Here is a 12,078-nt window from a genome sequence, read left to right on the forward strand (position 1 = left end):
AATTTTAAGCGAAAACTTAAAAACACAGAGGATTTTTTAATTATCTATTAAGCTAAATTATTTGCTTAAATACATTTTTCTTCTAGTATAAAGATCATAAAAATTATCATCTTTAAGGTCTTTAATAAATAAGATACTCTCTCCAGTACTCTTCATCTCAGGTCCCAATTGTTTATTTACATTATGGAACTTCTCGAAAGAAAAAACTGGTTGTTTAATAGCGTATCCGTCTAATTTAGGGTTAAAATTAAAATCTTTAATCTTCTTATCACCCAACATCACTTTAGTCGCGTAGTTTACATAAGGCTCTCCATAAGCTTTAGCTATAAACGGAACCGTTCTAGATGCTCTTGGATTAGCTTCTATAATGTATACTTTATCATCTTTAATAGCAAATTGAATATTAATTAAACCTACTGTATTAAGTGCTAAAGCAATTTTCCGAGTGTGATCTCTTATTTGTTCCATTACTAGGTCTCCTAATGTAAATGGAGGCAACAAAGCATTAGAGTCTCCTGAATGGATTCCACAAGGCTCAATATGCTCCATTATACCAATAATATATACATCTTCCCCATCGCAAATTGCATCAGCTTCAGCCTCGATTGCTCCATCAAGATAATGATCTAAAAGCAATTTGTTGTTTGGAATTTTCCGAAGAAGATCTACTACGGTTTCTTCTAATTCTTGTTTATTAATTACAATTTTCATTCCCTGTCCACCAAGAACGTAAGAAGGACGAACTAAAATTGGAAAATCTAATTGATCGGCCAACTCTAAGGCTTCATCTGCATTTTCTGCTGTTCCAAATTCCGGATAAGGAATATTGTTATTTTGAAGTAATGTAGAGAAACTACCACGATCTTCAGCAAGATCTAGTGCTTCATAACTAGTTCCTAGAATTTTAATTCCGTAGCGTTCTAATTTCTCTGCCAACTTTAGAGCTGTTTGCCCACCTAACTGAACAATAACACCTTCTGGTTTTTCATGCTGGATGATGTCGTAAATATGTTCCCAGAATACAGGTTCAAAATAAAGCTTATCGGCAACATCAAAATCGGTAGAAACTGTTTCTGGATTACAGTTAATCATAATGGTTTCGTAACCACATTCTGAAGCAGCAAGCACTCCGTGTACACAACTATAATCAAATTCGATTCCTTGCCCAATTCTATTTGGTCCGGAACCTAATACTACTACTTTCTTCCTATCGGTTACAATACTCTCATTAGAAGTATATATTTCTCCATTAAGTTTTTCAATTTCAGCTTCAAAAGTAGAGTAATAATATGGTGTTTCTGCTTTGAATTCAGCAGCACACGTATCAACCAGCTTATAAACTCGGTTAATATTCATCTCTTTTCGCTTATTATGTACTTCGCTTTCCAAGCATTGTATCATATAAGCAATTTGCCGATCTGCAAAACCTTTTTGTTTTGCTTCTAGCATTATATCTTTTGGGAGTGAGTTTATATCGTATTTCGAAATTTCTTTCTCTAAAATATATAGCTCTTCGTATTGCTTAAGGAACCACATATCGATTTTGGTAATCTCATGAATGCGACTTAATGGAATACCAGCCTGAATTGCATCATAAATTACAAAAACACGATCCCAACTTGCATGGGTAAGTTTTTCGATAATCTCATCGTACTTTGTAGAACCTTTACCATCTGCACCAAGACCATTTCGCTTAATTTCAAGAGATTGAGTTGCTTTATGTAAAGCTTCTTGGAAAGATCTGCCAATACCCATTACTTCCCCTACTGCTTTCATTTGCAATCCTAAAGTCCTATCTGAACCTTCAAATTTATCGAAATTCCAACGAGGGATTTTAACGATAACATAATCTAAAGATGGCTCAAATAATGCTGAAGTAGACTGTGTAATTTGGTTATCTAGCTCATCCAAAGTATAACCTAAAGCTAATTTTGTAGCGATTTTGGCAATTGGATACCCGGTCGCTTTTGAGGCTAATGCTGAAGATCTAGAAACACGAGGGTTAATTTCAATCGCATAAATTTCTTCTTTTTCGTCTGGACTTACCGCAAACTGTACATTACAACCTCCAGCAAAATCACCGATACTACGCATCATTTTAATGGCAAGATCTCGCATTCGCTGGAAAGCCGTATCACTAAGTGTCATTGCTGGAGCTACAGTAATAGAATCTCCGGTATGGATTCCCATAGGATCCATATTTTCTATCGTACAGATAATAACTACGTTATCATTCTTATCACGAAGAAGCTCTAGTTCATATTCTTTCCAACCAAGTAATGCTTTATCGATTAAAACTTCATGTATTGGAGAAGCTTCTAAACCACGAGTAAGCATTTCATCAAACTCTTCTGCTTTATGAACAAAACCTGCTCCACTTCCGCCTAGGGTAAAAGAGGCTCTAATAACTAGAGGAAATCCAAATTCTTGAGCTACTTCTTTTCCTTGAAGATAAGAAGTTACCGTTTTTGCAGGGGCTACAGGAATACCTATACGTCCCATTAGTTGCTTAAACTGTTCTCTATCCTCAGTAATGTTGATTGCATCGATATCTACACCAATGAGTTTTACATCAAAATCCTTCCAGATTCCTTTATCATCAGCCTCAATACATAAATTTAATGCAGTTTGCCCTCCCATAGTTGGTAGCACAGCATCTATATTTGGATGAGCTTCAAGAATCTCGATAATAGATTTTGTAGTAAGCGGTTTAAGGTACACATGATCTGCCATTGAAGGATCTGTCATGATAGTTGCCGGGTTAGAATTAATAAGAATAGTTTCTATCCCGTCTTCTCGTAACGATCGTAAAGACTGTGTTCCTGAATAATCAAATTCACAAGCCTGGCCTATTACAATTGGACCAGAACCTATAATCAAAATACTTTTTAGAGTTTTGTTTTTCGGCATTTTTAGTGATATTGTATAGTATAAATGTAAGAACCTATTGGGTATAAAAAAAGGCGTTACTGAAAAAGTAACACCTTTTTTTTTATTTAAAAACAATAATTATCATTAATGTTTATGTCTATTTTCAGAAGATACAGATATTTTCTTTCTTCCTTTTGCTCTTCTTCTAGCAAGTACTTTTCTACCGTTTGCACTAGCCATACGCTCTCTAAATCCGTGCTTATTTTTTCTCTTTCTTTTCGAAGGTTGAAACGTTCTTTTCATCTTTTTATATCTTTAATCTTCTGTAAATTCTTTTATTTTAAAACTGCGTGCAAATATACAAAGCTTTTTAACTCTTACAAACACAAAATTAAAATATTTTTAAATGTTTTTATTACCTTTGCAGGCGGAAAAAAATTTAACCCATGTTCAATAAAAATATAAAACTTGTTTTAGCCGGATTATTAATAATTACAGCTGTATGGCAGTTTATAGAAACAAATATAGGAAATGGCATTATGCTGCTACTTCTAGCTGGCGTTTTTATATTTTTATATTTTAAGAATGAAATTATTCTACTTGCCTTTTTACGTTTACGTAAACAAGATTTCCCTGGAGCTAAAAAATGGTTAGACAAAATTAAAAACCCTGAAGCTGCATTAACTAGTAAACAACAAGGCTATTATTGGTATTTGCATGGTTTAATGGTTTCTCAAACTAATATTACTAAAGCCGAAAAATTCTTTAAAAAAGCTATTAAACTTGGTTTATCTATGGATCATGATCTTGCTATGGCTAAACTAAATCTTGCAGGTATTGCAATGACTAAACGTCGTAAACGAGAAGCTACTAATTTATTAGCTGAAGCTAAAAAATTAGATAAGCATGATATGCTTACTGACCAAATAAGAATGATGAAGCAACAGATGAAAAAGATTTAATCGAAAAATCTTTTAATTACCTCAACGATTATTTTGTCTTTTAATCGATTTCCGCAAAGAAAGTAGTTATTTTAGGTTATATTTATAATAACCAACTCAACTATTTTCTTTGTCATTATGCGTCAATCTTCGTTTCCGATAGCGATATTTATTTTGAGCTTCTTTTTATCGAAATTGGCATCTCCTGCTTATTCACAATCTTCAACTAAAGACAGTATTTCTTTTTCTTATGCATTAAAATCTTATTTGCCAGATTATAACCGAAAGGCGAATTATGCATACCAAAACAAAGAATATAAAAAGGCAGAAAAACTATTCGATTCTCTAGTAACCCACCAACTATCAGGTACTTATTTTGATGATTTTAAATTTTCCACGCTAAGGGGAAAAACGATTAGGTTAAACAACATCGAAAAGCCTATTTATCTAATTACGTATGCCTCTTGGTGTATACCGGGAAAACAAGCAATACCAGCTATAAATAAAATAGCTGATAAATACGGCGAAGATCTGCAGATTGTTGTACTTTTTTGGGATTCTAAAAAAATAGCTAGAAAACAAGCAAAACCATTTAATAAACTTGTTAAGGTGGTATATATTGATGAGTCTAAAAATCAATCTGCTTTTGAAATAAAACAATTAAAACATTCTTTCGGTATTAAAACCTGTTTTTTATTGAATAGAGAAAAAGTGGTTAAACGGATTAGCAAATACCCCGCAGCAGATTTTTCAATATCCTCTGCAGAAGCTTTAGAAGCTAATATTAATTTGATTGAAAATGATATTCAAGAATATTTACTAAAGCAACCATTTCAAGGTATAGAATCTTTAGCTAATATTCATTAAAGGCATCTGAGTTCATCTATATTTCTATTTATAAAGCAGAAAATATCTAATTAGTTTTATAAAGTTAATTTATAAAAAGATTAATCTTGCTTAATAAATTTTAAAGCAGTATCTCCTGAAGCAATATTCATTAAAGCATCATAAATATAATTACATACCTTTACCTCTCCTTCTAGATTTAAATGATCTATAACATCAGTTGGTTTATGATAATTAGAATGCCCTCCGGTATGAAGTCCTAAAACCGAAATCCCTTTTTTATAAAATGATACATGATCTGATCCTGCAATAGAACCGGCATGCACCACAGGATTTAAATTATTTGGTTTTCCCAAGCGCCGCATTAACGCTAACCCTCCGGGAAAGGTTCCGGCACCCCCCCATATAAAGCTGCTGTTGCTCATTTAAATGCCCAACCATATCCATGTTAATCATTAATTTAATATGTTTTAGAGAAAAACTTGGGTGATTTACAAAATAAGAACTTCCAAGCAAACCTTGCTCCTCTGCGCCAAAAGCAATAAAAAGTACACTTCTTTTTAAAGATTTTCGATTTACGCTTACCCTTTCTGCTATTTCAAGTAAGGCTGCAGTACCACTCGCATTATCATCGGCATCGTTATAAATCTGGCCATCTTTTACACCTAAATGATCATAATGCGCTCCTAAAACAATGATTTCATCTTTTAATCTGGGATCGTTTCCTTCAATAAATCCAATTATATTCCAAGTTTTTACGGTTGAGCTATCACGCTTTAAAACCGCATTAAATTCCTGTAACTGGGGAGTAATATTATTCTTCTGAAATTCACTTTCTAAATAATTAACTACCATTTTATTTTCTGAAGTTCCGGGATAGCGACCTTTTAATGAATCACTAGCAAGAAACTGGATATGAGCTGTCAATTCTTGTTGAGTAATTTCTTCTTGTTGAGACCAACCTTTAAGGTTTCCTATAATTAGAAAAAAAACACAAAATAAAACCGGAATATATTCATTTAAAATATTGATTTAAAACTTATTAAAAGCTTTCATTTTTTTCCATTTTCGAACGCGAGTTCTTGCATTCTTATAAGGAGAATAAGTATTTAGCTGAATCATTTTCCCTTTCCTCCATTTACCATACCATGCTTTATGATATAATTCCTCATTACTAGTATTATAAAGTAATTGTAGTATCGATTCCACTGTTTCATCCAAACGATCTAAACGTTTCGAGTAGTCGATAGCTGGATAATCGAAATAAAATTTTTGAGCGAGCTTTCCCAATTCGTTCCATTTATAACCTGTTTCCGGAAAACTAAAAGGTTCTTTTTTGTTGATTTTTTCATCCCATTTTAAAACAAGTTCTCCCCATCCCAAAAGATAAGCAACTAAGTCGGATACACTCATAAGCGTTCCCTTTACATGACCGTCGAGTTGTTTTTCATTAATTAATTCAAGAGGTATTGTGGTTAACTCGTTTCTAAGTTTAGCATACGAATCTTTTATGGCTAAAATCAATTCCGTTTTATTGGTAGGTACAGGCATTTAAATTTAGTTACTAACTTTTTAAAAGTATGAGTTATTAAACGTAAAATTATATAAGCTTACACTAAAGTTATAAATTGGCTAAAAACATTGAACCTCGATTACATTGTAGTTAAAAGCAATTGATACTACTTATTTATTTTATTTATTAGGTACACTATTAGGACAAAGCCTACTAACGATTATAATATCCCTCTTCGGGTATTTGTATACTATATTTTTTTCTGGAACTATTATTTAAATGATCTTCTCGTAACCACGGATTATGAATTTTTAAAATCTTATAATTAATATTGAATTTTTTAGCAAAATCTGGAAAATCATTTACCGCTGTATCTACTACTACGTGACGTACCGGAATATGTTGGTACAGATCGGATTCTTCAAACTGAAATCCATACTCATGTGGATGTTTCATAATCTCTTTTAAAGCTAAAATTCGAAACATATAACGACCGGTTTCTTCCCCCAATAATAAATCATAGTAATCAAATACTTTTTGGCGTTCTTGTTGGCGAGCAATTCCGGCTCTACCCGCATTATAAGCTGCTGCAGCCAATGTCCAACTTCCAAATTTTCGTTTAGAATCTTTTAAATATTCGCAGGCAGCACGGGTGGCTTTCTCAATATTATAACGCTCGTCTACATTTCCGTTAATCTCTAAACCTAATTCTCTACCGGTCCCTCTTAATAACTGCCAAAACCCTACTGCTTGGGCCGGACTTACGGCTTGTGTTAGGCCACTTTCAATTACGGCTAGGTATTTAAAATCGCTTGGAACACCTTCTTGCTCTAAAATAGGTTCTATTATCGGGAAATATTTATGGGCACGTTTCAATAATAATAAAGCATTTGATTGCCAATATGTATTTACTAATAATTCTCGGTCTAAGCGTTCGCGAATATCGGGTTCTTGCAACGGCACTTGTTCTCCTGCAAAATCAATTTCTTCTGGAATGCTCAATGCCTTTATAGTATAGTTTTCAGCTACATTCTTTTTAAAAGTTTGCTGATAAACCTGTGTATCTTTTTTTGAAAGTTGCGGTTTTTGAGCAGCTTCAATTAAACTAAAATAAAGCGTCACCGCTCCAATAATTAGTAATCCAAATTTTATAAATTTCATGCTTTTTTTATTCTAAATTATTTTCTTTTTCTGCTAATTTTCCGTTTAAAATAAGTTGCGGTAAATGGGTATTAAACCACCTAAATCGATTCAATATCATAACATGTGTACCACCTTTTACAATAATAGCATTTTTGATATTTTTTATTGGAAAAATTTCATCGCTATCTCCATGAATATGAATTAAATCCGGATCTTGTGTTTCACAATCCCAATTTACCATATTTTGGATGGCCCAAGTTAGATAGCGCTTATCTCGAACCGATAAATATTGCCGATATAATTTTGCCCTTTTTTTTAAATAATCATTTATCGCAATTTTTTCTAAATAATCAATATAATCGAGCAAACCGACTGGTAATATTTTATAAATTCCTGTTTTACTAGCAAATTTCATTTTTCGAGGTAACTCTGCTCTACATTTAACACTAGAAATTATAATTACGCGTTTTACACTCAAAAATTTACTCATCTCTTGCACCAAAACACCACCAAACGAAACACCTATTAATACCACATTATCGTGTTTAATAAATGTATTCATTCGCTGTGAATATTGGGTTATATTTTCGTTTTCTTTAGGTATTAACCATCGAAGCCAATGTATTTCAAATTGATCTTTCGGCAGCTTAATAAACTCAAAAATAGTTGGATTTGCTGCCATTCCTGGCATAAAATACACGTGTACAATACTTTGGCTACTATCACTCATGTTAGTACAGATTCATTCCCCTTTAAATAATTGTAAATTTACCTTCAAAAATAAAATTAATATAAAAGAAAAAAGAAAGATGGAAACTATATTTCATAAAGCTAGCAAAAGAGGAAGTGCTAATTTTGGTTGGTTAAATGCACATTATTCATTCAGTTTTGCCAATTATTTTAATCCTGAAAAAATGAATTTTGGGCTTTTACGAGTTTTAAATGATGATTTAGTAGCACCGGGAAAAGGATTTCCTACCCATCCGCATAAAAACATGGAAATTATTAGTATTCCACTAGCAGGAACCATACAACATAAGGACAGCATGGGAAATTCATCCGAAATTAAATCAGGAGAAGTACAAGTTATGAGTGCAGGTGCGGGCGTAGAACACAGCGAATGGAATCCGGGCTCCGAAACTTTAAATTTATTACAAATATGGATTTTTACTGCTGAAGAAAATACGAAACCAAGATACGACCAGAAAAATTTCAAAGATCTTCTAGAACCCAATAAACTAGTGCCTTTGGTTACTCCTAAAGACAAACAAAAAGAAGATTCATTATTTATTAATCAAAATGCTTTTCTTTCTATGGGTAATTTTGAAAAAGGAATAAATTATTCGTACCTTTTAAATGAAAATAACAACGGCATTTATCTATTTCTAATTGAAGGAGAAATCACTGTAGATGGGCAGCTTTTACACAAAAGAGATGCAATAGGTTGTTGGGATACCAAAGAGGTGAAAATCGACTTCAACACAAACAGTAAATTACTGGTTATAGAAGTTCCGATGAATTAAATTATAATAAACTCATGGAAAATGATGATTTTGAAATTACCGACAATGAATTTCTAAGACAATTTGAAGCAACAATTCAAGAAAAACTAATTGTTTTAGAGTATACAGAGCAAGAGCGTAAAATTTTCTTAAGCAAACTAAATATACCGCAAGAAATTGACAATCAAGAAAATACCGATAAATTTATTACCGCTATTTTAGAGTATATAAAAGAAAATAAGAACGTACGTGTTATGCCTACTAGCCAAGAAGTAATAAAATTTATGCGAAGAAACCGCCGCAAATACAAAGATTTATTACCGGTAGGCATAAATATTTAAGCTAAGATTGGTTGTTTTACAAAATCGAAACGTACTAGACCATCTTCATCAATAGACGTTAAATTTACTTGATGTAATGTATTAACAAGCTCCGGATTCCACGGAGCTTTTACTTTTACATAGTTTTCTGTAAAACCATGAATATACCCTTGTTTGTTCTCCCCTTCAAATAAAACAGTATGAACACTTTGTAATTGACTCTCGTAAAATGCACGCCTTTTTTTTGCAGAAAGCCCACGAAGCATTTTGCTTCTTTTCTTTCTAATTTTTAGTGGCACTACTCCATCCATTTCTGCAGCAGGAGTATTATCTCTTTCGGAATACGTAAACACATGTAAATAAGAAATATCTAAATCTGCCAAAAATTTATACGTTTCTAGAAAATGCTCATCAGTTTCTCCTGGGAAACCAACAATTACATCTACTCCGATACAAGCATTAGGCATTACTTCCCGAATTTGCGTAACACGATCGGAATACAATTCTCGTAAATACCGTCGACGCATCAGTTTCAACATATCGTTACTACCGCTTTGTAGCGGAATATGGAAATGCGGAACAAACGTATTACTACCAGCTACAAAATCGATAGTTTCATTTTTCAACAAATTAGGTTCTATAGAGGAAATACGTAAACGCTCAATTCCTTCTACTTCATCTAAAGCTTTTACCAAATCTAGAAAAGTGTGTTCGTGCTTTTTATTACCAAACTCACCTTTTCCATAGTCACCAATATTTACACCGGTAAGCACTATTTCTTTAATTCCTTTTTCCGAAATTTCAGCGGCATTTTTTAATACATTTTCTAACTTATCACTTCTAGAAATACCACGAGCTAACGGAATGGTACAATACGTACATTTATAATCGCAGCCATCTTGTACCTTTAAAAAAGCCCGTGTACGATCGCCTATTGAGTATGAACCCACATAAAAATCAGCTTCTTCTATCTCGCAACTATGTACTTGTCCAAAATCATTTTTAGAGAGATCGTTCAGATAATCGGTAATTTTAAATTTTTCAGTAGCACCCAACACTAGATCAACTCCATCTACCGCTGCTAATTCTTCAGGTTTTAATTGCGCATAACAACCTACACCAACAATAAAAGCATCTTCATTATTTTTTTGAGCTTGCTTTACTATAGTTTTAAAACGCTTATCGGCATTTTCGGTTACCGAACACGTATTAATCACATAAATATCTGCGTAGTCATTAAATTCTACTTTATCAAAACCTTCATTTTCAAAAGATCTTGCTATTGTTGAAGTTTCTGAAAAATTAAGTTTGCAACCTAAAGTGTAAAAAGCAACTTTCTTATCCGTCATTATTCCTGCTCTTTGTGGCGAAAATTAAGCTTCACCTGATTTTGGGGTGCAAATATACTATCTAAATTCGGTTTACTAAAATAGAAATTGGCTCTCAGTTCAATACAAATCAATTAATTACAAAAATTTTTATAAATCGCTTTATAACAAGACAAAACAACTTCTTTAAAAAATTATATTTGCTAAAAAATTTACGCTATGTGCGCTAAATCTATAGAATTAAGAACGGTAAATGTTACCCGTTACATTACACCACTGCGTGAAGGCGGCTCGTTACCTGCTCTTGCCGATGCAGATGATGGCTTTAAGTATGTTATAAAATTTAGAGGAGCCGGACACGGAAGCAAAGCTTTAATTGCCGATTTAATTGGTGGTGAAATTGCACGTTTTTTAGGTTTTAAAGTTCCCGAAATAGTATTTGCAAACCTAGATGAAGCTTTTGGTAGAACCGAAGGAGATGAAGAAATTCAGGATTTATTAAAAGGAAGTCAAGGCTTAAATTTAGGACTTCACTTTCTATCCGGTGCTATAAATTACGATCCAGCAGTTACAGAAATAGATCCGAAAACTGCTTCAGAAATTGTTTGGCTTGATGCTTATTTAACTAACATTGACCGCACATTTAGAAATACGAATATGTTAAGTTGGCATAAAGAACTTTGGCTTATAGACCATGGCGCTTCGCTTTATTTTCATCATTCCTGGACAAATTGGGAGAAAACTGCTAAAACACCTTTTAGTTTTATTAAAGATCATGTACTATTACCACAAGCTAAATATTTAGAAGAGGCTGATAAAAAATTCAATAAAATAATAACTTCTGAAGTATTACAAAACATTGTAAACTTAATACCTGAGAAATGGCTTTTATGGGAAGGAACCAACGAATCTCCAGAAGAAATTAGAGAAATTTATTTGGATTTTTTAAGCATACGATTAACTCATTCTGAAATCTTTACAAAACAAGCGCAAGATGCAAGAAAAGCACTTATATGAATACGCCGTAGTAAGACTTGTACCCAAAGTTGAACGTGAAGAATTTATTAACACAGGCATAATTATTTATTCTAAAAATGCTAAATTTATAGAGATGCGGTACTTTTTAGATACTGATAAAGTAAAAATATTATGCCCAGATTGTGATATTAAAGAAATTGAAAAAAATTTAAATTCTTTTAAACGAATAAGTTTAGGTGAAAGTAATGCAGGTCCAATTGCTAAAATGGATATTGCATCCCGTTTTAGATGGCTAACAGCAACTAGAAGTTCTATAATTCAAACTTCAAAAACGCATCCTGGATTTAGTGCAGATTTAAACCAGACCATAAATTGTTTATTCGAAGAAATGGTCCTATAAGTTTAAGAATATGAGTTTTGGAAGTTCTTTAAGTGCTATTATTAGCCTAAAAAATAATAAAAGAAAGCGATCCTCTCAGCTAAAACGTTATGCCAAATATACAGGATCTGGATTAGGATATTTTGTAGATGATAAAAAACTACCAAAGGCTGAACTAAAAAAGCTATAGGATATTTTGTAGATGATAAAAAACTACCAAAGGCTGAACTAAAAAAGCTAGGGGAAAGAATTAAAGC

The 12,078-nt window shown here is 32.7% G+C and carries 15 protein-coding genes; 7 read left to right on the forward strand and 8 right to left on the reverse strand.

The window, feature by feature from the left end:
- Positions 1 to 57: 57 nt before the first annotated feature.
- Together carB and rpmH are read right to left on the reverse strand one after the other, a co-directional pair.
- On the reverse strand, positions 58 to 2,910 hold the full coding sequence (gene carB, locus ACN0WI_RS10650; RefSeq protein WP_417886786.1) for a carbamoyl-phosphate synthase large subunit: 2,853 nt from the start codon (positions 2,908 to 2,910) through the stop codon (positions 58 to 60).
- Between the two features lie 105 nt (positions 2,911 to 3,015).
- Complete coding sequence (rpmH, locus tag ACN0WI_RS10655) at positions 3,016 to 3,174, reverse strand: 50S ribosomal protein L34 (RefSeq protein ID WP_075327124.1); 159 nt, start codon at positions 3,172 to 3,174, stop codon at positions 3,016 to 3,018.
- 143 nt (positions 3,175 to 3,317) lie between these two features.
- Between rpmH and ACN0WI_RS10660 the strand changes: the two genes are divergently transcribed.
- A complete protein-coding gene (locus ACN0WI_RS10660; RefSeq protein ID WP_417886787.1) occupies positions 3,318 to 3,833 on the forward strand; it encodes a DUF2892 domain-containing protein in 516 nt (171 codons plus the stop codon).
- Between the two features lie 117 nt (positions 3,834 to 3,950).
- Positions 3,951 to 4,679, forward strand: a complete 729-nt coding sequence (locus ACN0WI_RS10665; RefSeq protein ID WP_417886788.1) for a TlpA family protein disulfide reductase — start codon at positions 3,951 to 3,953, stop codon at positions 4,677 to 4,679.
- An 80-nt stretch (positions 4,680 to 4,759) separates the two neighbouring features.
- Here the strand turns inward: ACN0WI_RS10665 and ACN0WI_RS10670 are convergent, their stop codons facing one another.
- From ACN0WI_RS10670 to ACN0WI_RS10690, 5 genes are all read right to left on the reverse strand, one after another.
- Entirely contained in the window at positions 4,760 to 5,014 is a 255-nt protein-coding gene (locus ACN0WI_RS10670) for a M28 family peptidase (protein WP_417886789.1), read from the reverse strand.
- Complete coding sequence (locus ACN0WI_RS10675; RefSeq protein WP_417886790.1) at positions 4,998 to 5,585, reverse strand: M28 family peptidase; 588 nt, start codon at positions 5,583 to 5,585, stop codon at positions 4,998 to 5,000. The genes ACN0WI_RS10670 and ACN0WI_RS10675 overlap by 17 nt, the downstream gene beginning before the upstream one ends.
- A 105-nt stretch (positions 5,586 to 5,690) precedes the next feature.
- Complete coding sequence (locus ACN0WI_RS10680; RefSeq protein WP_417886792.1) at positions 5,691 to 6,209, reverse strand: ClbS/DfsB family four-helix bundle protein; 519 nt, start codon at positions 6,207 to 6,209, stop codon at positions 5,691 to 5,693.
- A gap of 175 nt (positions 6,210 to 6,384) precedes the next feature.
- On the reverse strand, positions 6,385 to 7,332 hold the full coding sequence (locus ACN0WI_RS10685; RefSeq protein ID WP_417886793.1) for a lytic transglycosylase domain-containing protein: 948 nt from the start codon (positions 7,330 to 7,332) through the stop codon (positions 6,385 to 6,387).
- A gap of 7 nt (positions 7,333 to 7,339) precedes the next feature.
- Positions 7,340 to 8,044 carry an alpha/beta hydrolase gene (locus ACN0WI_RS10690; RefSeq protein ID WP_417886795.1) on the reverse strand — a complete coding sequence of 235 codons (705 nt, stop codon included), beginning with the start codon at positions 8,042 to 8,044 and terminating at the stop codon, positions 7,340 to 7,342.
- A gap of 79 nt (positions 8,045 to 8,123) precedes the next feature.
- Here ACN0WI_RS10690 and ACN0WI_RS10695 point away from each other — a divergent pair, with 79 nt between their 5' ends.
- Entirely contained in the window at positions 8,124 to 8,837 is a 714-nt protein-coding gene (locus tag ACN0WI_RS10695; RefSeq protein ID WP_417886797.1) for a pirin family protein, read from the forward strand.
- A gap of 14 nt (positions 8,838 to 8,851) precedes the next feature.
- The gene (locus tag ACN0WI_RS10700) at positions 8,852 to 9,157 is read left to right on the forward strand and encodes an N-acetyltransferase (protein WP_417886798.1); all 306 of its coding nucleotides are present in this window, start codon (positions 8,852 to 8,854) and stop codon (positions 9,155 to 9,157) included.
- On the opposite strand, the gene mtaB is transcribed toward ACN0WI_RS10700, so the two are convergent.
- A complete protein-coding gene (gene mtaB / locus ACN0WI_RS10705; RefSeq protein WP_417886799.1) occupies positions 9,154 to 10,485 on the reverse strand; it encodes a tRNA (N(6)-L-threonylcarbamoyladenosine(37)-C(2))-methylthiotransferase MtaB in 1,332 nt (443 codons plus the stop codon). The genes ACN0WI_RS10700 and mtaB overlap by 4 nt on opposite strands.
- A 198-nt stretch (positions 10,486 to 10,683) precedes the next feature.
- Between mtaB and ACN0WI_RS10710 the strand changes: the two genes are divergently transcribed.
- From ACN0WI_RS10710 to ACN0WI_RS10720, 3 genes are read left to right on the forward strand one after another with little or no spacing between them, the layout of a single operon-like run.
- On the forward strand, positions 10,684 to 11,481 hold the full coding sequence (locus ACN0WI_RS10710; protein WP_417886800.1) for a HipA family kinase: 798 nt from the start codon (positions 10,684 to 10,686) through the stop codon (positions 11,479 to 11,481).
- Positions 11,459 to 11,842: a DUF3037 domain-containing protein gene (locus tag ACN0WI_RS10715; RefSeq protein ID WP_417886801.1), complete on the forward strand. Its 384-nt coding sequence runs from the start codon at positions 11,459 to 11,461 to the stop codon at positions 11,840 to 11,842. Before ACN0WI_RS10710 ends, ACN0WI_RS10715 begins: the two co-directional genes overlap by 23 nt.
- A gap of 10 nt (positions 11,843 to 11,852) precedes the next feature.
- A complete protein-coding gene (locus tag ACN0WI_RS10720; RefSeq protein WP_417886802.1) occupies positions 11,853 to 12,011 on the forward strand; it encodes a hypothetical protein in 159 nt (52 codons plus the stop codon).
- Positions 12,012 to 12,078 lie beyond the last annotated feature (67 nt).

The organism is Zunongwangia sp., assembly GCF_048269745.1.
Taxonomy (GTDB): Bacteria; Bacteroidota; Bacteroidia; order Flavobacteriales; family Flavobacteriaceae; genus Zunongwangia.